Origin of the sequence: Fusobacterium varium (assembly GCA_021531615.1) — a bacterium.
In the GTDB taxonomy this organism is placed as follows: domain Bacteria; phylum Fusobacteriota; class Fusobacteriia; order Fusobacteriales; family Fusobacteriaceae; genus Fusobacterium_A; species Fusobacterium_A varium_C.
This window is the reverse complement of record JADYUE010000007.1, coordinates 1-23,518: the sequence shown is the minus strand read 5'-3', so window position 1 is coordinate 23,518 and position 23,518 is coordinate 1. Positions and strand designations below refer to the sequence as shown.

18 protein-coding genes are annotated in these 23,518 nt (G+C 30.3%); 16 read left to right on the top strand and 2 right to left on the bottom strand.

The window, feature by feature from the left end:
* Positions 1-261: 261 nt before the first annotated feature.
* Positions 262-1,893: an AAA family ATPase gene (locus I6E31_04325; protein MCF2639195.1), complete on the bottom strand. Its 1,632-nt coding sequence runs from the start codon at positions 1,891-1,893 to the stop codon at positions 262-264.
* 161 nt (positions 1,894-2,054) lie between these two features.
* On the opposite strand from I6E31_04325, the gene I6E31_04320 reads away from it, so the two are divergent.
* The 8 genes from I6E31_04320 (at position 2,055) to I6E31_04285 (ending at position 9,782) form a co-directional block, all read left to right on the top strand.
* Positions 2,055-2,891 (top strand): EF2563 family selenium-dependent molybdenum hydroxylase system protein, encoded by an 837-nt coding sequence (locus I6E31_04320; protein ID MCF2639194.1) that lies wholly within the window; start codon positions 2,055-2,057, stop codon positions 2,889-2,891.
* A gap of 392 nt (positions 2,892-3,283) precedes the next feature.
* Positions 3,284-4,051, top strand: coding sequence for an XdhC family protein (locus tag I6E31_04315; protein MCF2639193.1), 768 nt, complete (start codon positions 3,284-3,286; stop codon positions 4,049-4,051).
* A gap of 17 nt (positions 4,052-4,068) precedes the next feature.
* Positions 4,069-4,836: a TSUP family transporter gene (locus I6E31_04310; GenBank protein MCF2639192.1), complete on the top strand. Its 768-nt coding sequence runs from the start codon at positions 4,069-4,071 to the stop codon at positions 4,834-4,836.
* Between the two features lie 152 nt (positions 4,837-4,988).
* On the top strand, positions 4,989-5,984 hold the full coding sequence (dhaK, locus tag I6E31_04305) for a dihydroxyacetone kinase subunit DhaK (GenBank protein ID MCF2639191.1): 996 nt from the start codon (positions 4,989-4,991) through the stop codon (positions 5,982-5,984).
* A gap of 11 nt (positions 5,985-5,995) precedes the next feature.
* Entirely contained in the window at positions 5,996-6,613 is a 618-nt protein-coding gene (dhaL, locus tag I6E31_04300; GenBank protein ID MCF2639190.1) for a dihydroxyacetone kinase subunit L, read from the top strand.
* Positions 6,614-6,623: 10 nt separating this feature from the next.
* Positions 6,624-7,019, top strand: a complete 396-nt coding sequence (gene dhaM, locus I6E31_04295; GenBank protein MCF2639189.1) for a PTS-dependent dihydroxyacetone kinase phosphotransferase subunit DhaM — start codon at positions 6,624-6,626, stop codon at positions 7,017-7,019.
* A 453-nt stretch (positions 7,020-7,472) separates the two neighbouring features.
* Positions 7,473-8,549: a metallophosphoesterase gene (locus I6E31_04290; GenBank protein MCF2639188.1), complete on the top strand. Its 1,077-nt coding sequence runs from the start codon at positions 7,473-7,475 to the stop codon at positions 8,547-8,549.
* A gap of 870 nt (positions 8,550-9,419) precedes the next feature.
* Positions 9,420-9,782, top strand: a complete 363-nt coding sequence (locus I6E31_04285) for a DUF1232 domain-containing protein (GenBank protein ID MCF2639187.1) — start codon at positions 9,420-9,422, stop codon at positions 9,780-9,782.
* A gap of 1,156 nt (positions 9,783-10,938) precedes the next feature.
* Here the strand turns inward: I6E31_04285 and I6E31_04280 are convergent.
* Positions 10,939-11,133, bottom strand: coding sequence for a hypothetical protein (locus tag I6E31_04280; GenBank protein ID MCF2639186.1), 195 nt, complete (start codon positions 11,131-11,133; stop codon positions 10,939-10,941).
* A gap of 762 nt (positions 11,134-11,895) precedes the next feature.
* On the opposite strand from I6E31_04280, the gene I6E31_04275 reads away from it, so the two are divergent.
* The 8 genes from I6E31_04275 (at position 11,896) to I6E31_04240 (ending at position 23,143) form a co-directional block, all read left to right on the top strand.
* Positions 11,896-12,081 carry a type II toxin-antitoxin system RelE/ParE family toxin gene (locus I6E31_04275; GenBank protein ID MCF2639185.1) on the top strand — a complete coding sequence of 62 codons (186 nt, stop codon included), beginning with the start codon at positions 11,896-11,898 and terminating at the stop codon, positions 12,079-12,081.
* Positions 12,077-12,352 carry a helix-turn-helix transcriptional regulator gene (locus I6E31_04270; GenBank protein ID MCF2639184.1) on the top strand — a complete coding sequence of 92 codons (276 nt, stop codon included), beginning with the start codon at positions 12,077-12,079 and terminating at the stop codon, positions 12,350-12,352. Before I6E31_04275 ends, I6E31_04270 begins: the two co-directional genes overlap by 5 nt.
* A gap of 324 nt (positions 12,353-12,676) precedes the next feature.
* Positions 12,677-12,823, top strand: a complete 147-nt coding sequence (locus tag I6E31_04265; protein ID MCF2639183.1) for a hypothetical protein — start codon at positions 12,677-12,679, stop codon at positions 12,821-12,823.
* Positions 12,824-12,927: 104 nt separating this feature from the next.
* Positions 12,928-13,140: an AbrB/MazE/SpoVT family DNA-binding domain-containing protein gene (locus tag I6E31_04260; protein MCF2639182.1), complete on the top strand. Its 213-nt coding sequence runs from the start codon at positions 12,928-12,930 to the stop codon at positions 13,138-13,140.
* A 48-nt stretch (positions 13,141-13,188) separates the two neighbouring features.
* On the top strand, positions 13,189-16,455 hold the full coding sequence (hsdR, locus tag I6E31_04255) for a type I restriction-modification system endonuclease (GenBank protein MCF2639181.1): 3,267 nt from the start codon (positions 13,189-13,191) through the stop codon (positions 16,453-16,455).
* A 490-nt stretch (positions 16,456-16,945) separates the two neighbouring features.
* Positions 16,946-18,379 carry an N-6 DNA methylase gene (locus tag I6E31_04250; protein ID MCF2639180.1) on the top strand — a complete coding sequence of 478 codons (1,434 nt, stop codon included), beginning with the start codon at positions 16,946-16,948 and terminating at the stop codon, positions 18,377-18,379.
* Complete coding sequence (locus I6E31_04245; GenBank protein ID MCF2639179.1) at positions 18,372-19,904, top strand: restriction endonuclease subunit S; 1,533 nt, start codon at positions 18,372-18,374, stop codon at positions 19,902-19,904. The genes I6E31_04250 and I6E31_04245 overlap by 8 nt, the downstream gene beginning before the upstream one ends.
* Before the next feature lie 848 nt (positions 19,905-20,752).
* Positions 20,753-23,143, top strand: a complete 2,391-nt coding sequence (locus I6E31_04240; protein MCF2639178.1) for a toprim domain-containing protein — start codon at positions 20,753-20,755, stop codon at positions 23,141-23,143.
* Positions 23,144-23,518: the final 375 nt, after the last annotated feature.

Here is a 23,518-nt window from a genome sequence, read left to right as displayed (position 1 = left end):
TGATTTCTGTCAAGAATTTTTCTATTTAACAGGAAAATATGATCTTTTTTTTATCTTTTTTGGTATAATTTTTATTATTAATAACAAAAAAATGGATAGTGAACATTAAATAAGGAGAGTATGAAACTCTCCTAAATTATCCATAGAAATATATAATGCAAAAAGTTTTGCAACTTATAAAAGACAAACTTATAAAATAACAATAATATAAAGGTTATAAAAGACAAATTTTATAAAAAAGTTAAACAAATCAAAATTTAACTAAAAGCTTTTAATTTTAACAAGCTTTTTGTAAAATGCCATACCCACAAAAGTGATCTCTTTTACTCCTCTATCTTGTAGAGATATATAGTATTTCTTATCTTTTATCTGCTCTAAAGCTTCCTCTGCCTTTTTCTCAAGATTTTCTTCACTATCAGCAACTTTAAATTCTAAAATAAATCCTCTCATATTTTTATTTAATGGCTCAATCTCTATATCATATCTTCCAAGTCCACTTTCTCCATTAGAATTTATATGATATCTTCCTTCAAGATGAATCATAAGTCCTAAGATAAAACTATGGTATACTTTTTCTATATTTGAAATATCATAAAAACTCATATATTTTAAAAGTATCTCTTGTAAATCTTGTTCAAATTCTTTTATTTCATTATTTAATAAGTTCTCGATTAAATTTTTAAAAGTCAGATTAGTTCCAAAAGAGATCTCTATAAAACTATCTCTAAAAAACTCCTTAACTTCATTATTTGGTATTTTTATAATATAAAGATTCTTGTCTATTTTCCTATCAATAGTTAAATATCCTGAAAATAGTAACAACTCCCATAAATCATGTGCTTCTAGTACTTCTTGAAGTGTAGATTTTCCTGTAATCTCTTCTTTTACTTCTTTTTCAAATAATAAACTATTCAACTTTTCAAAAGTTTTTTTATTTGCTCCTTTAAGTATATCTTTTATAAGATAATTTTCTGATGTATCTATCCAATAACTTTTAAATTCCCTTTCAGATAAAAAATTTAAAATACTCCAAGGGTTATATACTTTTGTATCTCCAAATCTATATCCATTATACCAAGAGTGAACTTCATCTAATTTAGAATCTATCTCATAATATTTTAAAGCATCTCTTACCTCTTCCTCTAAAAAACCAAAATACTCATCATACTCTTTATTTAAAATACTACGCTCTTTTAAGTTATTCAAATCAGAAAATATACCAGCTCTTACAACCCTTATTATTCCTGTAATCACTCCAATCTGAAGAACTGTATTATCTTTTAATACAGAACCATATAATCCACTAAAAAAGTTTTTAGCTTCTTTATAATAACCATATCTATAAGCAGATACCAAAGGAGTATCATATTCATCTATTAAAACTATAACTTTCTTTTGATAATATTTTTGTAAGAAAATAGCTAAATTTAACAGAGCTTTTCTTAAATTATTATCATTTTTTTCTAACCAAATATTGTTAAATTCTATCAATTCATTTTCATTTAACTTTTCTCTAATAAATTCAAATTGATTATACAAAGAACTTAATAAGTTTTTTACTTCAGTAATAGCTCTATCAAAGCTCATTTCTTTTATATCTTTCATTGATATAAAAATTACAGGATATTTTCCCTGTTCTTTAAAATATGGTGAATTTTCTATTGCTAAACCTTTAAATAACTTTCTATTTTCTTCAGCATCTTTTACATCAAAAAAATATTTTAACATTGACATATTAAGAGTTTTTCCAAATCTTCTTGGACGAGTAAATAGAAGTGTCTTTCCTACATTCTTTCCTACTTCACTTATAAAAGGAGTTTTATCTACATAATAATAATTGTTCTCTATTAAAGTTTTAAAATCACTTATTCCATCAGGAATTAATTTTTTCATATTTTCCCCCTTTTTCTTCCTATTTAATATATTATACCATACCTTAAAAAAAATTTTATAATAAAATTGTACCTTTATAATCTTTATTTTATTTTTAGTTGACAATAAGTAAAAACTAAACTATCCTTTAAGTAGGATTAAATTATAAAGAGAGGCAGATTATGAGAAATGCAGATGATATTGTTATAGTTAGAGGGGGAGGAGATATAGCCAGTGGAGCTATACAAAAGCTATATCGCAGTGGTTTTAAAGTTCTAGTATTGGAAACTGAAACTCCCTCAGCTATTAGAAGAAAGGTTGCTTTTTGTGAGGCAGTATATGAGAAAGAGATTGAAATAGAGGGGATAAAAGCTAGGCTAGTTACTGATGATGAGGAGATTCAAGAGTGCTGGGATAGTGATGTTCTTCCTGTAATGATCGATTCAAGGGGTAAAGTGATTGAGAGGCTGAAACCTTTGGCAGTAGTAGATGGTATCTTGGCTAAACAAAACTTTGGTACAAAAAGAAGTATGGCACCAATAACTATTGCTCTAGGTCCTGGGTTCTCTGCTCCTGAAGATGTGGATATTGTAATTGAAACAATGAGAGGACACAACCTTGGTAGAATTATTGAAGAGGGAAGAGCTAGTGAAAATACAGGGGTTCCTGGGATTATTGCAGGAGTTGGAATAGAACGTGTAATTTATAGTGACTACTCTGGAGTTATTACAAATATTGAGAAGATTGGAAATGTAGTAGAGAAGGGGGATGTTATAGCAGTAGTTGGTGACAATGAGATCTATGCCTCAATCTCTGGGGTGTTACGTGGAATTATTAGAGATGGATATAAGGTGAAAAAAGGTTTAAAAATAGCTGATATTGATCCTAGAATTAGTGAAAAAGACAATTGTTTCACTATTTCAGATAAGGCAAGAAATATTGGTGGAGCAGTATTGGAAAGCATACTATATCTAAAGAAGAAAAAAGGAATAGTAACTACTTCTACATCTATCATATAAAAAATATTTAAAAGGAAAAATAATATCCCAATATCAACTAAAGCCGTAATTTCCAAAAGTAAAGGAGTGCAAACGACTATTACTTTTGAGATACAGGCGAAGTCCTGTATTACATTAATTTTTTAGAATTCCTCAGCGAAATGGAGTTAAGAAAATGCAACGTGTTTGAGACGAAGTCGAGTTCCAAAAATAGAGGAACTTTAGTGACTACTATTTTTGAGATGCAGGAGTGGAACTCCTGCGATACCCATACGAAATGAGCAATAGGAATTCTTAATTCTTTAGTATGAAGGCTAGTTGATATTAAAAATATAAGTTTTTGAAAATTAAAATTTTTAATAAATGAAACTATATACAATCAACTTAAATAGTATTAAAGGAGCTATAAATATATGGAAGAGAAAATCTTAAAAGAGATATTCGAAAAGGTGAATAGAGGGGAGAAGGCAGGACTTGTAACTGTAACTGAAACAAGTGGCTCAACACCTCGTAAAGCAGGAACTATTATGGGAATTTTCAGAGACTCAATAGTTGGAACTATTGGTGGGGGAAATATTGAGTATAAGCTGATAAATTCAACTAGAGAGATGTTGGATACAGATGAGGTTTGTAGAGAGTTTTCATACAACCTTACAACTGATGATGAGTTAAGAATGAATTGTGGAGGAAATATGAAGGGAGTTGTTAAGATATTCTCACCAAGTCCAAAACTTTTGATTTGTGGAGCTGGACACATAGGGCAAAAGCTATTCAATATCAGTAAAAATCTAAGTTTTAATACAAAGATTATAGATGATAGAGAGGAGTTAAAAAGAGATTGTCCAGAATTGACTTTAGGAGATTTTGAAGATATTTTAAAAAATGAGATTATCACAGGGGAAACATATATTGTAATTGCTACTAGAGGGCATCTTTTAGATGAAAAAGTGCTGAATCTTGTAAAAGATAGAGGGGCAAAATATATAGGTATCATTGGAAGTAGAAGAAAGATAACTACTTTAAAGGAGAATTTGGGAGAGTGGAATGATAATATCTATGCTCCAATAGGTTTAAAAATATCTGATGGAACACCTGAAGAGATAGCTATTGAAATTCTTGCAGAGATATTAAAAATAAAAAACAATGGTGAGTTAGTTCATAGAAGTATCATGAACTTATAGGATTTTTAGGGGGGCGTATGTTTGAGGAGTTATTTACAATAAAATTTTTAGTTTTAGCAGTTTTATGCTTTTTAGGTTCATTTATAGACTCTATTGCAGGTGGAGGAGGGTTGATTACTCTTCCTGCATATATGGCATCTGGGTTACCACCACATCTGGCATTGGGAACTAACAAGATGTCAGGGCTTTTCTCAAGTATAGGAAGTAGTATAAACTATGCTCGTTCTGGTAAGGTAAACTGGACACTTATGAAATATCTTTTGCCTTTCTCTTTTACAGGGGCATTTATAGGGGTAAAAGCTGTTATTCGTACAAAGGCTGAATCTATAAGCTACATTGTTTTTATTGCTCTTGTGTTGGTGTTTCTGTACACTCTATTTAATAAGAAGATTGGGCAGGAGAATGAGTTTGAGGGATTGACTAAGAAAAATCTAATTGAAGGGGCTATTATGGCACTGGTAATAGGGTTTTACAACGGTTTCTTAGGACCAGGGACAGGATCTTTTTTAGCTTTCTTCTTGATTAAAATTTTCAAATATGATTTTATCAATGGAAATGGAAATGCTAGAATATTGAATCTAGCTGGGAATATTACAGGTTTTTTAGTGTTTTTAGCAAATGGAAAGATTCTTTTAAACTATGGTATCCCTATTTCAATAGTGATGTTTTTAGGGGCTCAATGTGGTTCTCACTGTGCTATATTAAAGGGAAACAAATTTATAAAACCAATATTTTTAATTGTAACTGTTCTAACTATCTTAAAAATGTTCTTTCAGTTGTTTTAGTCCTATTGACAAAGGGGCTAAAATAGATTAAAATTCTATTATAGAATTGAATAAAGCTAGGTGGAATGGAGAGGCTTAAAATAATTTTCTTGTAGAGATGCAGGGGGATTATTTTAAGCTTTTTTTATAACAAATACACGGAGGTAAACTTTATGAAAAAAATGATTAACAATCCTGAGAACATTGTAAATGAAATGGTTAGTGGAATGCTGAAAGCTTATCCTAACTCATTGAGACAAGTAGAAGATTTACCAGTTATTGCTAGAAAAGAAAAGAAAGATGGGAAAGTTGCTCTTATCAGTGGTGGAGGAAGTGGACATGAACCTTCTCATGCTGGATTTGTAGGTTGTGGAATGCTTGATGCTGCAGTTGCTGGAGAGGTTTTCACATCACCAAGTGCTGATAAAGTTTATGAGGCTATTAAAGCTGTTGACAGTGGAGCTGGAGTATTACTAATCATTAAAAATTATAGTGGTGACGTAATGAACTTTGAAATGGCTGCTGAAATGGCTGGAATGGAAGGAATAGAAGTTAGAAAGATAATAGTTAATGATGATATTGCTGTTGAAAACAGTACTTATACAGTAGGAAGAAGAGGAATTGCAGGAACTGTTCTTGTACATAAAATGGTTGGTGCTGCTGCTGAAAAAGGATATTCACTTGAAAAACTTGAGGAGTTTGGAAACAAAGTTATAAGCAGAACTAAAACTATGGGAATGTCACTAAAACCTTGCTATGTTCCTACAACTGGAAAAATGAGTTTTGAACTACCTGAAGATGAAGTTGAAATTGGATTAGGTATTCACGGAGAGCCTGGAACTCATAGAGAAAAGATGCAAAATGCTGATGCTCATGTAGATTACTTATTAGATAAACTTTTAGCTGAATCAAATCTAGCTGAAAATGATGAAGTTGCTGTTTTAGTAAATGGACTTGGAGAAACTACATTGATTGAGTTATTTATAATCAACAATAGAGTTGCTGATGTTCTTGCATCAAAAAATATAAAAGTATTTGATACAGTAGTTGGAAACTATATGACTTCACTAGATATGGGAGGATTCTCAATCACTCTTGTTAAACTAGATGATGAAATGAAAGAGATGTTAAAAGCTAAAGCTGATACTCCAGCTTTCAAAAGATTTTAGGAGGAAAACAGATGGAATTACTAGAAATAATTAAAAAAGTAAGTGATACAATTATTGAAAACAAAGATTACTTAACTGATCTTGATAGAGAGATTGGAGATGGAGATCACGGAGTAAACCTAGCTAGAGGTTTTGAAAAGATTGAGGCTGAACTACCAAAAATGGCTGATATGAAACCTGCTGACATCTTCAATAAGATGACTATGCTACTTATGTCAAATGTTGGAGGAGCATCAGGGGCATTATATGCAACTGCTCTTATGAAAGCAACTGCTTATCTAAAGAAAAAGGATGAGATAGATGCAAATGATGTAGTGGCTATTTGGGATGAGATGATAAAAGGTATTCAAATGAGAGGTAAGGCAGTTAAGGGAGAAAAGACAATGCTAGATACACAAATCCCTGCTTATGAGGCTTTAAAATCTGCTGTTGAAGGTGGAAAGGATATTAAAGAGGCTTTTAAAGATGCTTTAGCTCAAGGGGAAATTGGAATGAACTCTACAAAGGATATTATTGCCACTAAAGGTAGAGCAAGCTATTTAGGTGAAAGAAGTATAGGGCATCTTGACCCTGGATCTGTTTCTTCATACTTAATAATCAAAACTATCTGTGAAGAGTTAAATAAATAGAGGTGAAAAAATGGTAGGAATAGTAGTCGTTTCACATAGTGAAAAGTTAGCTCACGAAGTTATTGAGCTATGTAATGAGATGAAAAAATATGATTTCCCTGTGATCAATGGTAGTGGAACTGAGGGTGGTAACCTAGGTTCAGATCCTATGAGAATAAAAGATGCTATTGAGAAAGCTTATACTAATGAGGGAGTTTTAATATTCTGTGACATTGGAAGTTCTATCTTAAATAGTGAAATGGCTATGGAATTTCTTGATGAGAGCTATGATAGAGCAAAGGTGAAAATTGCTGATGCTCCAATAGTTGAGGGAACTCTTATGGCTATGGCTATCAATGATGAGAAGGCAAATATTGAGAGTATAGAAGAGGAGTTAGCAGAATTAAAAAACTTTAATAAGGTTTAATAGAATTTATTGCACCTAAAATCTTAGACAGCTAAGATGGAGGGTGCAATTTTTATTTTATAATAAAAAAATTCTTGACTTAGAGTCTACTCTAAATGGTATTATATTTTATATATAATTATATAAGAAAACTATAATATATTTTTTCTTTCCCAAATATCAGCTAAAATGGAATTTGGAGAAGAATATTAGAGAGAGTTACGAAATCTGACGCTAAAAATTCCGACGTGTTTGAGACGAAGTCGAGTTTCGGAATTTTAGTCAGATGAGTGTTACTTTCTCTTTATTCTTTGACATGGAATTTAGCTGATATTTAAAATATAAGTTTTGATAACTAAACTTGATTAATAATCGTTAAATAACAAAGGCACTTTGTCAAAACATAGGGATGTGCTAGATAACTGAGCTTAGCTAGATAAATTATAGTTTAAATAATAAAAAATGGAGTAGATTATGAATTATTTTTTTATGCTATTATTAACCTTTTTTCTTGGGAACTGTTTTACTATATATATGACAGTAAAGCACATTATCCCAACAAATTTTAAAATAGTTTTTACCTTGATTTTAATAGGTATAAGCTCTCTTATGTATCTTTATGTGATACGTAGCAGATATTTTTCTGCAAACTTCTCATATGGAGTTAATCAAATTTTATCCTATATAGTCTATTACTTTATGGCAACTATTATATATAGTGGACTTCTCTATATAGTTGCCTTTGGTGGAAATCTTATTTTAAAAAATAGAGTGGATATAAACCTATATAAATTTGTTATCCCTACTGTTGCAACTCTCTTAATTGTTGGGACATATTTTAAGTGGAGTACAGTTGTAGAGGAGTATGAAATCAATGGAGAGGGGAGATTTAAAGAGCCTTTAAATATTGTCTTGATTTCAGATATACATCTGGGGTATATCAATGGAAATAGCTCAATGGTGAAATTAGTTGAGATAGTAAATAGTTTGAAACCTGATATTGTTTTGGTAGCTGGAGACACTATTGATATGCACTTAAAGCCTGTAATTGAAGAAAATATGCTTGAAAATTTTAAAAATATTAAAAGTAAATATGGGGTTTTTATCAATATTGGAAACCATGATATCTATGGTGGGGGAGTTAAAGAGTTTACCAATAGGTTAAATAGCTATGAAAATGTAACAGTTTTAAGGGATAGTAAAGTTTTAATAGATGATAGTTTCTATGTGGCATCTCGTGATAATTTCTCTAAGCAACCATTGAGGGAGATTTTAAAGGAGAGTAGGGAGAAACCTGTATTGTATATGGAACACACTCCAGATTCTATTGATGAAATAGTTGAAAACAAGGTGTTTTTGCAAGTGTCTGGGCATACTCATAAGGGGCAGTTTTTCCCAGGTGGTCTATTTACTAAGAGAATTTTTAAGTTGGATTATGGTTATAGAAAGTTTCAAGATACAAATGTAGTTGTATCTTCAGGTTATGGAACATGGGGTCCACCTATTAGGGTGGGAACTCAATCAGAGGTTGTGTTGATAAAAGTGAGGTAGATTAAGCTATTATAGATCAATAATTATATTGGTTTATAGTAGCTTTTTTTATTGAGGTTGGATATTGGATTTAAAATAAAATAGTTATAACACAAAAAAGCACGAAATTAATCGTGCTTTTTTAATTTTAAACCTTATTTTAAATGGTAATGTCTCCTAATAATCACAGTTGCAGAAGTAGACAGAATTGCAAAGCAGTTTTAAACCTTAAAATCAGTTTTAAACCTTATTTTAAATGGTAATGTCTCCTAATAAATGACGAACATGTTCCAGATCATGATAAGAAAATATTTGAGTTTTAAACCTTATTTTAAATGGTAATGTCTCCTAATAGGTAAATTGCTGAATCCCTCAATTACTGCCACTTGGTGCAATGTGAATAATGTAGGTATAGGTTTGTAAATTGAGAACACTTTTATATTTTTTCCCTATTTCAGAAACATTTTTTCTTCATTTTTGTTATATAACAGAGATTATAATTATTATAATTTCTAACTATCGCTATTTTTTTAATGTAATTTAGCCTTTTTCCTTATCATCTCTCACTTAACTTAGTTAATATTATACCATATTTAAAATAAAAATGTCAAAAATAATCTGCTTTTAAAAAGGTAATTTTCAAAAAAATAATGTAATTGAGTTCTGATAAACTAAATTTGTAAAGGAAAAGGGAGAATAAAAAAAGTAAAATTTCTAAAAAAATTAGTAAATTTCTTTGTTAAAATGGATTTACCAAGGGAAAGAGAGGAGGAGAAAATATGCTTTCAAAATTAATTTTACCTATAATAAGTCTTACAAGTTTAATTGATGAGATTTTAGATTAATTGGCAATTTTTAACTAACACTTAATAAAAAAATGGAGGAATTTTTATGTCTTATGAAAAACATTATTCTGATAGTGAGTTTTGGTCTACAATAGCATCTATTTTTAAAAAAGTTGGAGTAAAATCATTGTGTCAAATTTTGGCTCTATATCATCTTATGAAAAGTGATAATATAGGTTTAGGGAATAAAGCTCTTATTGTAGCTGCTTTGGGATATTTAATATTTCCTATTGATGCTATTCCTGATGTTGTTCCAGTAGTTGGATATAGTGATGATTTAGCAGCAATAGCAACATTGATTTTAAAATTGAATAACTATATAGATGATGATATAATTGAGGCTGTATATGAGTCTATAAATAGTTATTTTGATATTGAATACAACACTGTAAAAAGACATCTTGCATAAGGAGGGAAAATGGCAGGTAAATGTAAAGATTGTTGATACTATAATGGAAAAAGATGTGAAATCTATGGAGCACGTATGCCGAGTAGCAGTTGTCCTCAATTTAGTAGATACAGATAAAATATATTAAATAAAATAAAAAACCAGTTTACTTAATAGGTAGACTGGTTTTTTTAGTTTTAAACCTTATTTTAGATGGTTAGCTCCTTATACTCCACTTAAACAGCAAATAATAAGTTTGTTTAAATACACAGTAGTTTTAAACCTTGTTTTAGATGGTCGGCTCCTTATACCCTTGTTTTTTGAATTTATCAGAATTAAAGGTATCTTTAATTTTAAAATTTAAGGAGCATTTTTTAATCACTTGTTTCAGTAATTAGTACTATTTCTTTTTTCTTCCCTTTTACTCGTACAACTTTTTCTTGAAAATTGTAATTTAACGAGCATTTGTTCTAGCATTTATAAGGAGCTATTAAATTTTAACCTGTTATTTTTTGAAAAAATAGGTTTTGGAATTAATATTCCATATTTATATTATAGCATCGACAGAAACCATTTGTCAAAGAAATAATTAACTTTTATAAAAAATAAAGAGTTTATTGGAACTATCCTCTAAACTCTTTATAAACTTATATAATTCTTATCATTTGTAATAATTTTTCTTCATTTTCTGCAGTATTTTTTAACAGTTGAAAATTATTTTTCATATAAAAACTAATTAATTTAGGATTATCTTTCACTTCTACTAAAATAACCCGTCCTGCTATAATTTCACTAGCCTCTTCTATATAGTTGCAAGCATATTCTAAAATATCTTTTCCTGAAATTTTATCCTTATTTTTATCATTTTTCCCAATTTGTCCAATCAGAAAAGTTGAAACCTCTGAAACTCCATTATATAAGCCATCTATTTTTTTTCTTTGACTTTTAGATAACTCTTCAGGTAAATATAAAACTTTGGTAGATAATGCAAAAAATGCTAAAATATCAAATTCTCCATTGGCAAATTTTTCTTCATCTAAAATAAAATAATTTCTTACTTTATTTTTCTTTTGAAATAGGAGAGCTTTATTCTTTAAAAAAAATTCAATATCTATATCTTTACTGCAAGAAAAACTATTTATAAAGTTTTCTACTACATCTTGTGGAAGAAAATCTATTATTTCTTGTAATGAGAGGCAAATTGTACTAATAGCTCTCTCCCCCTTTTTCTATTTTTTTCAAATACCTCTTTTCTTCTTTGAACTTCTTCTAAATCTTTTTCAGGAGTATCTGATACTAAACCATCTATTATCATATCTACTGCTTCTTTACCTGTTATCACTATTTTTCTTGTAAATGATGATGTTGCCATATTTTTCAACTCCTTTCTAAAAAATTTCTTTTTTATATTATACCATATAAATTAAATATTATATATATTTTTTAAATTAAAAAGCACAAAATTAATCGTGCTTTTCATTTTAAACCTTATTTTAGATGGTTAGCTTATTATACTTTTAGAAGTTTTTATATTTATAGCATAGCACCGACAGAAACTATTTGTCAAAGAAATTTAAATAAAAAACCCCGTAGGGTGTGAGGTCAGAGTTGACTATCAGTATCTCCTTGCTAATAAAATAAAAATAAGAAGAAGTATTCCAATTAAAAGAACAGCTCCTCCGTCAAGATAAATTGTTAGCTGATGAATGGTTACAGCCATTTCTCTACCTCCTAATAAATAAAATATGATCAACTGCCTATTAAGGACGCCACTCCTTAACTAGACATGAAATAAGCTTCCACCGAAGTGAAAGCCTATCTCATAGCGTTTTTTTTATCATATTTATTTATTAGTTCCCTATACGGGTTGGTATCTTAATTATATCAATAATATCTCAAAAAGTCAAATTATAGAGAATAAAATTGATAAAATAGAGTTTTAATGGAAAGTTTAAATAGAATAGTTATAAAAAAGCACGAAATTAATCGTGCTTTTCATTTTAAACCTTATTTTAGATGGTTGCCTCCATTTATTTGATTATAGCACCAATGGTATATTTTTGTCAAAAAATAATATAATTTTATATCAAAGAAAAAATATAGCATAAAAACTATAACTATGATATTATAAAAAATAAAAGATGGAATATTTGAACTTAGAATAAAATTTTCTTCAGATATTACAAGAATATTCTATTTCTTTTATGTAGAAGATAGAGCTATTTTAACTAATGGTTTTATAAAAAAAACACAGAAAACACCAACTAGCGAAATAGAGAAAGCATTGAAATATAAAGCTGATTTTGAGAGGAGGAATTAATATGACTTTTAAAGAATATCTAAACGAGCAATTAAAAGATCCTGAATTTAAAAAAGAGTGGGAAGATTTCCAACCTGAGTTAGAATTAATGAAACAAGTTATAGGAGAGAGAATGGAGCAAAATATCTCTCAAAGGGAGTTAGCTGATAGAATGGGAACAAAACAAGCTAATATTTCTAGGCTTGAAAATGGAAATGCAAATCCCTCTTTAGATTTTTTAAAGAGATTGGCAAAGGCATTAGGGAAAAAATTAGAAATTAAGCTTGTGTAAAATCAGATAGCTAAAATAAAAAACCAGTTTACTTAATAGGTAGACTGGTTTTTTTAGTTGAATCAAAGCTTAAAAACTGAAATTACATTGCTTTTTTACGGTGTTCGTTATATAATGATATTGTCAAGGAGGTGAGTGTATTGCTGAGCATCTTAGTTGCACTAATTGCTGTCTTGCCTTTAATCTCTAAAGAAATTAGAGAATGGCTTAAATATTTCGACGAAAAGAAAAGCCAAAATAAAAAAGGTAAGAAAAAGTAACACACTTGGAGGAGAACGCCATCTCCTCCAGCCTTGAAAATAAAAAAGTTGGAGGATTAAATAGATGAAAGTAGTTATAATAATTGCAATAATATTTTTAATTCCATTAGTTATAAGTCCACTATTAAGAAACTATTTTAGATATAAAAAAAATCTCCCATTAGAAGATAATATCTATGGAAGATTTATAAAATTCTTATTATTAAAATAAGGAGATAACGCCATATCTCCTTATCTTTCTACGTCAAGTAGACTTAGTGTATTGCTATAATAATTATAACAGTTAATTTGTATAAAGTCAACAGGAGTGTAACAATGAAAGAAAGAGACACTATGAGGGAACTAAAAATAATGTTTAATAGTGATGGGAAGGGAACTTATACAACTAGAATAAGTCTTCCTAAAACTTGGATTGCACAAATGGGCATTACTAAAGAGGAAAGAGAAGTTATTGTTAAATTTGAAGATAATAAAATCATCATTGAAAAAAAGAGTGATAATTTTGAAAAGCAAGTGAACAATAAATAAAACTATAATCTAAAAAATATAAGATATTTGTATTTTGGGGTGATTTACATGGCAACTAATTTTTATTTTCTAAAAAAAGATTGGAGTGCTTTAGCTCAAATTGGGGAGATGGCAGAATACACACTGCACAAAGATCCCAACACAGCAATTATTAAAATTAGGCAGTTGGGGGAGTATATAGCAAAACTAATGGTAAAAGTTGAGGAGTTACCAGAGGTTGAAAATCAAGTTGACAGAATTAGAATGTTAAAAGAAAATGGCTTAATTCCAGATGATATAGATAGAATTTTCCATAAGATTAGAAAAGCTGGAAATACAGCTGTACACAATATGAAAGGTGAGTTGTCAGAGGCAGAGGTTTTGCTATCTTTGGTGGTAAAACTTTGTGGGTGGTTCAATGAGGTATATGGTAGTGACTACACTTTCACTTCAGACAATATTGTGTATAAAACACCTGAATATGTAGATTACAAGGAAAAATATGAGGCATTGCTCTCTCAAGTGGAAAGCAGAGAGAGGGAGTTGCAAAATCTAAAGGTTCAAGATATTTCATTTAAAACACCTGAAGAGAGAAAGAGAATTATCAAAAATAAAAAGCCTATGGAGCTAAGTGAGGAAGAGACAAGGGTTTTAATTGATGATCAGTTGAGAGAGGCTGGTTGGGAAGTTAATACCCCTATGTTGAATTACAGATATAGAAAGGTTTTACCTGATAAAAGCAAGGCAATGGCAATAGCTGAGTGGCCTTGTAAAAAAGAAGATGGTGAGCAAGGTTGGGCTGACTATGCACTTTTCTATAAAAACAAGTTCTATGGAGTAATTGAGGCAAAGAGAATGGGGGTAGATGTCCTAACTGCTCTCAATGTGGACTCAGATATGTATGCCAAGGGGGCAGAGCTTAGAGAGGGTATAAGTTTCTGTGATGGCTCACCTTTTGGAAGTTATAAGGTACCATTTCTATTTTCAGCAAATGGACGTGAATACAACAAGGAATTTATTGAGAAATCTGGTATATGGTTTTTAGATGGTAGAAAAGCTGGAAATCTTCCAAAAGCTTTAAAAGGTTTCTATGCTCCAGAGGATTTGGAGATTTTGTTAAATAAAGATGAGGAGCTAGCTAATAAAACATTGGCTGAAAACTCTTTAGATTATCTTAGATCACCTGATGGGCTTAATTTAAGATATTATCAAGCTGAGGCTATTGAGGCTGTGGAAAAGGCTTTGATAGGTGGTAAACACAAGGTACTTTTAACAATGGCAACAGGTACAGGGAAAACAAGAACAGCCTTGGCATTGATATACAGATTGCTAAAAAGTAAGAAGTACAACAGAATTTTATTTGTTGTGGACAGGGCAAGTTTGGGAGAACAAGCAGACGATACTTTTAAAAATGTAAAGATTGAGGAGCAATTTCCACTATCTAAAATTTATAGTATAATGGGGCTTGAGGAGAAATTCCCTGAAACTGATACAAGGGTGCATATTGTAACTATTCAAGGGCTTATAAAAAGGGTGCTTTCTCCAAGTGATGAGAATTATCTATCAGTTGGAAAGTATGATTGTATAATAGTTGACGAGGCACACAGAGGGTATGTGTTAGATAGGATACCAACTGAAGAGGAGACATTGATTAGAGATGAGAAGGAGTATCAAAGTAAATATAGAAATGTAATTGAGTATTTTGATGCTGACAAGATAGCTCTTACAGCTACACCAGCTCTACACACCTATGATATTTTCGGTGAGCCTGTGTATGAGTATTCATATAGACAAGCTGTATTAGATGGGTATTTGGTAGACTTTGAGCCACCATATATTATGGAAACTAAGCTCTCTAAAGATGGTATAACTTTTGAAAAAGGTTGTGATGTCAAGGTATATGACAAGGTTTCTCAAGAGGTAAAAACAATAGAAAACCTAGAGGATGAGCTTAATTTTGATGTGAGCAAGTTTAATACAAAGGTTATTACAGAGGGGTTTAATCGTGCTATTTGCAATGCTCTTGTAGAGAGAATTGATCCTACTGGAGAGGAGAAAACCCTTATTTTCTGTGCAAATGATGAGCACGCTGATATGGTTGTTAGAATTTTAAAAGAGGAGTATGACAAGCTTGGGGATTACTCTATGAACAACGATATGATTAAAAAAATAACTGGCTCTGTAAAAGATGTGGACAAGCTTATTAGAAAGTTTAAAAATGACAGCTACCCAACTATTGCAGTTACAGTTGATCTTTTAACAACTGGTATAGATGTGCCTAAAATCTGTAATTTGGTATTTTTAAGAAAGGTTAAAAGTAGAATACTATATGAACAGATGATAGGTAGGGCAACTAGACTTTGTCCAGCTATTAAAAAAGAGTGTTTTAAAATATATGATGCTGTAGGAATCTATGAGGATTTAGAGAAGTATTCAGATATGAAACCTGTGGTGGCAAACCCTAAAACCTCTGTAAAGGAGCTATTTGAAAAATTTGACACTATAAAGGGTGATGAAAAGGCCACTTCATACTTTATGGATCAAATTATTGGAAGAATTCAAAGAAAGAAAAATATTATTAAAGAGAAAAAATCAAATGATATTAAGGTATTATCTGGATATATGAGGGGAGAAGAGGTAACTAATATAGATAGCTATCTTGTGGATCTGAAAAATACTCCAGATAACAAGAAAATCAAGGTTTTAGAAAAGGAGAAAGAGTTTTTAATATATTTGGATAGCTTAAAAAGGGAAAATTACCAGATAATTGCTGAGGAAGATGATGTTGTTGTAAACTTCAACCAAAGCTTTGGAAAGGATAAAACTCCTGAAGATTATCTTGAAAGTTTTAAACAATATATCAAGGAAAATGAAGATAAAATTGAGGCACTAAAGATATTGAAAACAAATCCTAAAGCATTTACTAAAGAGGATTTAAAAGATATTAAATCTAAATTAGATGCCTATGGATATAGCAAAACAAAGCTTAATACTGCTTATCAAAACCTAAAAAATGAGGATATTTTAATAGATATTCTATCTTTTGTAAAATATGCTATTGATGAAAAAGATGAGGAGTTAATCAGTAGAGATAGAAAGATTGAGAGAGTTATGGAGAAAATCAAAAAATTGAATAGGTGGAATGCTCGTCAAGAGAAGATTATTAGCAGAATAGAGATGGTTTTAAAAAGTGAAGATGAGTATATATCTAAAGAGGATTTTGATAGTGGAATATTTAAAAAGCAGTATGGGGGAATTAAAAAAATAGATGAAATTCTCCAAGGTAAGCTTGATGAGATAATGGATATTATCTATGATGGGATACTTTTAAATTAAATTTAATTATCTAGCATATCGCTAGGTTTACAGCAAAGTTCCAATAATCAAGGAGTTTGATAAAACGACTATGATTATTGAGACGCAGAAACGGAGTTTCTGTGATCCTTAATGTAACACAGGACTTCGCCTGTGTCTCAAAAGTAGTAGTCGCTAAAGTTCCTCTACTTTTGGAAATTACGTCAACTTGATGTTAGGGAGAATTAATCTCTAATATCAGCTAAAATGGAATTTGGAGAAGAATATTAGAGAGAGTTACGAAATCTGACGCTAAAAATTCCGACGTGTTTGAGACGAAGTCGAGTTTCGGAATTTTAGTCAGATGAGTTCTACTCTCTCTTTATTCTACGACATGGAATTTAGCTGATATTTAAAATTTTAGTTTTGTGAACTTAGCTTGACTAATAAAAGTAAGTACAAAGGCACTTTGTCAAAATCTAACGATGTATTAAATAATGTATAAAAATAAAAATTGATTGTGAGGAAAAAGATGACTAATAATGAGATTGTACAAAAACTATGGAATCTATGTAATGTATTGAGAGATGACGGAATTACATATCACGAATATGTAACAGAGCTAACATATATTCTATTTTTAAGAATTGCCAATGAGTTGGAAACAGAGGAGAAAATCGGTATTCCAGAGGAGTACAGATGGGGAGAGCTAGTTAAACTTGATGGTACAGAGCTTAGAGGGAAGTATCAAGAGGCTCTTTTAAACCTTGGTAAAGCATCATCAACTCTTGGAACAATATATAGAAATGCTCAAACAAGAATTGGTGAACCTGCAAACCTTAAAAAGATATTTACAGAGATCAATAAAATTGAGTGGTACTCTGAAGATAAGGAAAATTTAGGGGATCTATACGAGGGGCTTTTAGAGAAAAATGCCTCAGAGAAGAAGTCAGGGGCAGGGCAATACTTCACACCTAGAGTTTTAATTGATTCTATTGTGAGAATTGTTGCTCCAGATTTAGGAGAGAGAATCTGCGACCCTGCTGGGGGGACTTTTGGTTTTATAATTGAGGCTGATAAATATCTAAGAAACAAGTATGATGATTATTTTGGAACTGATGAGAGAACTATCAGTGACGAGGAGAGAGAGTTCCAAGAAACTAAAGCTTTCTCTGCTTGTGAATTAGTTCCTGATACACATAGATTGGGGCTTATGAATGCTATTCTTCACGACATTGGGGGAAACTTTATTCAAGGGGATACTCTGTCAGAGTTTGGAAAGCAGTTAAATGGTTTTGATGTTGTTCTATCTAACCCACCATTTGGAACAAAGAAAGGGGGAGAGAGAGCCACTAGAGATGACCTTATCTATGATACTTCAAATAAGCAGTTAAACTTTTTACAAGTGATCTATAACTCTTTGAATACAACTGGAAATGCAAGAGCAGGTATAGTTTTACCTGATAATGTGCTATTTGAAGGGGGAGTTGGAAAGGATATTCGTATAGATTTGATGAATAAATGCAATCTTCACACAATTTTAAGACTTCCAACAGGTATATTCTATGCTCAAGGGGTAAAGACAAATGTACTATTTTTCACTAGAGGGAAGGGAAATGAAAAGAACACTAAGGAGATTTGGTACTATGATTTAAGAAGCAGTATGCCTAACTTTGGTAAGACTAACCCACTAACTAAGGAGCATTTTGAGGAGTTTGAAAGAACATTCAACAACGAGGAAGAGAAAGAGAAGTTAGAGAGATGGACAAAGGTTACATTAGAGGAGATTGAGAAGAAAGATTACTCACTTGATATGGGGCTTTTAAAGGTTGATGACTCTCAAGAGGAGTTACAAAATCCTATTGAAAATGGGGAAGAGTGTATAGAGAGATTGGAAGAGGCTCTTGATCTGTTAAAGGGCATCTTAAAGGAGCTTGATCTTTGTGGGGTGAAGAGAGATGCCTAAGAAAAAAGGGGAGCTTTCTATTGAGGAGAGATTGGAACAATCAATAGTGGCTAAAGAGGAAGAGCCTTATAAATTGCCTAGTAATTGGGTTTGGACTAGATTAGGGGATATAACAGAATTTATTGATTATAGAGGAAAAACACCAACAAAAGTAGAAAATGGAATTCCTTTAATTACTGCTAAAAATATAAAAAAAGGTTACATAAATGAAGAACCTAGAGAATTTATAAAAGTTGAAGATTATGATGGTTGGATGACAAGAGGAATTCCCCAAAAAGGAGATGTTGCTATAACAACAGAAGCTCCACTAGGAAATGTAGCACAATTAAATTTTGATTATAAATTTGCTTTAGCACAAAGAGTTATAACTTTAACTAATATAAATTTTGATAAAAGATTTTTATTTTATTCAATGTTATCAACATATTTTCAATTACAATTAAAAGAACACTCAACAGGAAGCACTGTTGAAGGAATAAAAAGTAAATTATTAAAAACTTTAAAAATAGCTTTTCCCCCACTAGAAGAGCAAAAAAGAATAGTAGAAAAATTAGATTCTCTATTTGAAAAGATTCAAAAAATAAAAGAGATTATTGAAGAGGTAAAAGAGAAAACTACTTCAAGAAGAGAGGCTATTCTTTCTAAAGCATTTAGTGGAGAGCTGACAGAGAAGTGGAGAGGTGAAAATCATACTGAAAATGCTAGAGAACTTCTTGTTAAAATCAATGATGAAAAGCTTAAACTATGGGAAGATGAGTGTAAAAAGGCTGAAGATGAGGGAAGAAAGAAACCTGCTAAACCTAAATTAAAAGCTATTGATGAAATGTTAGTAGGAGCAGAGGAAGAACCTTATAAATTGCCTAGTAATTGGGTTTGGACTAGATTAGAAGATATTTGTAATTATATTCAACGTGGAAAAAGTCCGAAATATGTTGATCTTTCTCCAATTTTTGTTATTTCTCAAAAATGTGTACAATGGAATGGTTTTGATTTAACTAAAGCTAGATATACTTCTGAAGAAACAAAATATACTGAAGAAAGATTTTTACTTCCTAATGATATTCTTTGGAATTCTACTGGTACAGGAACTGTTGGAAGATTATGTATTTTAAAAGATGATGTAGCAAATCAAAAAATGGTAGCTGATTCACATGTAACAGTTGTAAGAACTTCAAAATCATTACTTCCACAATGTATTCATAAGTATTTAATATCAAATAATGTTCAATCAAATTTAGATTCAATGACAACTGGAAGTACTAATCAAAAGGAATTAAATTTAACTTCTGTAAAAAATCTTATTATCCCTCTACCACCATTAGAGGAACAAAAAGAGATAGTAAGAGTTTTAGACAAGGTATTTGAAGAGGAAAATAGAATTTCAGAACTTATCTCTTTGGAAAATAAAATTGAAATTCTTGAGAAAACAATACTTGATAGAGCTTTTCGTGGGGAGCTTGGAACAGGAAACAATGATGATGAACCTGCAATAGAGTTATTAAGAAGATGTTTGGAAGGGAGATAGAAAATATTTAAAAAAAATTTCTACCCTAATATCAACTAAAGCCGTAATTCACTAGAGAATACTAGAATCCCTCAGCGAAATGAAGTTAAGAAAATGCAACGTGTTTGAGACGAAGTCGAGTTTTGCATTTTCAACGAAATGAGCCTAGGGATTCTTTATTCTTTAGTATGAAGGCTAGTTGATATTAAAAATATAAGTTTTAATAATTTAAATTTAAAAGATAACCTAGTATTATGAAAATTAAACTTTAAACTAGATAATCTTTTATAGAATTTGGATAGCTAAATGAATGCAAATTCAATAAAAAACCTCTTTTTTAACTAAATTATCTCAAATAATTTTAAAATCTAATAAAAATTAATTAATTTCAAAAAAACACTTGATTTAATGATAAGAATAGGCTATAATAAAAATATAAGCTTTTAATTGTTAGGAAAAAAGAACTTTTTAGATTGAAGCTTTAAAAGTTAAAGTTGGAATTTTCCCCGAAAGACCTACTGCCTAATGGTTAAAAGCTTATCTAACTTTCATCTTTGTTTTACATTTCACCTAAAAAATCATTAGCAGAAAATTTATTAAAAAAATTCACAAAAACATAATTAATAGAAAATAGAAAACTTAGTAATCAAAAAATATTTTGATAATTTAAGTTTCATTTTGTATTGTCTGGAAATTTTATAAGCTCCCATAGAGATGAGGGCTTTTCTTTTAAACTAATTTTTTCAAAAATTAAGTATATTTAATAAAAAAATTATGATTTTTTATAACAGTAAATCTTTTTCACATAATTCAACATATGCTAATCAACAAAAGTTAATCAAATAAATTAAAACATAAGGGGGAGTTTTATGAAGAAAGAGTATACCTACAAAGTATATGGCAATCAAATGCGATTTGACTATTGTCCCATATGCAAGAGAGAGGGGAAAAACCCAGACTTTTCATTTAACAGAGAGATTAGGCAGTTTTATTGTCACAGAGAGGGAGAATCTGGAAGTCTTGCAGATCTAAAAAAATATGATAGAGATTTCTACAATTTCTTAAAATTAGTATTATCTGGAAATGAGAAAGAAAAGGTTGAAAGGAGCAACAAAATTAAAGATGAGGCAGTTAATCTAAATGAAGTGTTCCTTAGTAGAGGAAATTGCCTTTTAAATCAAGAGTGGAGAGATTATCTAAAAAGTAGAGGTATAGGAGAGAGATATTTAGACAGGTTATTCAGATTGGGAAAAAACAATAATATGATGATACCCATAACCGATGGAAAGAGTGTTGTTGCAATAAGATATCGTGATTTGGCTAAAAAGTATCTGCATAGTGAAAGAGGGAGCAAAGGGGATTACTTTATAAATTGGCAACATATAACTAAGAGAAATTACATAATAATTGTGGAAGGGGAGATTGATCTTTTAAGTGCATTGGAAAGTGGTTTTGAAAATGTTGTAAGCTTACCTTTTGGAGCATCAGATATAAATGCAGTTAAAAATCAGAAAAATTGGTTGTTGGAATTTAAAAAGATAATAATTGCTGTGGATAAAGATGAGGCTGGAAAGAAAGCTTATGAAAAGATTTTAAAAGAGTTAAATTGGAAAAATGAAGAGATCTACTGTGTGGATATGGGTGAATACAAGGATTTTAATGAGGTTTTAATGGGTGAAGGGATAGGAAAAATAAGGGAGATTGTTGCAAATTGTAAAAAAGTGGAAAAATTTGAGATAGTAGAAGAGATAGAGGAAGATCGGTTTTTTAAAGGTGAAAATGGTTATTTTATCAAAGAGAGGGGAGAGGAGAAACAGATTACAGATTTTATCCTTGAGATTAAGGAGATTTCAAATAAGTTTATTAAGGGAATTACATATAATATGGGGAGAGCAAAAGAGTTTAGAGCAAGTAAAAGTGAGCTTTTATTTTTAAATGGTATAGTTGAAAATGTTGGTTATTACTATGGTTCAAAAAATAGTATTCCTAGCTTTTGGAGCTGGATTTTACAACAAAATAGAGATAAATTTGTTATAGATATTGATCATTATGGGATAATTGATGAAAAATATTATGACACTTCTTCAAAGGCAATATGTGATAAAAATGAGCTTTATATCCAAAGTTTAAATTCTATTCCAGAACTAACTAGAGGGGATAAAAAGATTTTAAAAGAACTTCTTCCATATTTAAGAAAGGATAGCAACCAAAGCTTATTGGGAATATGCTGGGCATTGGGAAGATTGCATAATTTAGGTTCATATCCAATATTAGAATTAGAAGGATCTACATCAGTTGGTAAAACAATATTTGGAGAGTTTATCTGTCGTATTCTCTTAGGAAGTAGAGATAATATAAAAAGTTTAAGCACTGTGACAATACATCAAATAAGATTGCTATCAAGTTGTTCTAACATAACGCCTTGGGTTTTAGATGAGATAAAATTAACAACTAAATCAATTAAAGATAAAACAGATGAACTGTTAAGTACCATTAGATCAGTATATGACAATAAAACTGTAAATCAAGGAAATCTTACAACTAAACTATTAGAATATAAATTGTGTACCCCTCTTATTATCTCTGGGGAAACAAAAATAAATGATGTTTCAATTAGAAATAGAATTTTATCTGTTGAGTTAAATCAAGAAAATAAAAGTAATGATAGGGTATTTGAGAAGTTTAAGAACACTCAATTACTGGAAAAATTAGGGAAACAAGCTATATTAAATAGATTAGCTGATGGAAAGATAGTTGTTAAAAAGCAGAAATTACGGGAAATATTCCCAGATATAAGAGATGATAGGCAACTGCACAATATAAAATGTGTATATACTGGGTTGTTGGCATTGAAAAAGATAGTTAATTTGAATAGGAAAATTGTAGATAAGTTTTTACTATTTCTCAATGAGCTTGGGAAAAATGAGAGAACAACTGTTAAAAACTTTCTACTTCTATTGGAGTTGGTGGCAGAATCTGACAAAGATCCAAGATCATTTTATCAAGTGAAAGATGGGAGACACTATCTTTGGTTTAATATTTTGTACAAAGCTATTGCTGATGAGCATAAAAAAACAAATAGTAGTTTGGAGCTGTTGGATATGTCCACTTTGAAAAAGCAGTTAAAAGAGGCTAATTTTATCCTAGATGATAGGGTGTCTGTACGTTTTCCAGCAAATGAATTTAGTACAAAAACTAGACCTGTAACAGCAGTAGAAATTCAACCAATTGATATTTTTAAAAATAGTTTAGATAATTAATAGTTATAATTTCATTATAGTGTAATTTTTTTCTAAAATAATAAAAATAGTTTTTCTATATATACATAGGGGGTGGATTTTTTGATTACACTTTGGATTTTTTTGATTAATAAATATCATCATCTCTATAAAAGAGAATAAAAAAAATTTGATTACACTTGGAGTTTGGAATTTTGGTTTAAAAGTAAAAATAAAGATAGTTATAAGGTGTAATCAAAAATTGGTTACACTTTGATTACACAGTGATTACACTTGATATAAAAAGGAGTTGAAAAATGTCTTTAAAAGTGAAAAAAATAAGAAAAAAGGCAAAATTTATAGAGGCAAAAAAAGAGGTTGAAAGCTATATTTTGAAGGTTATAAAGGGGCTTTCTG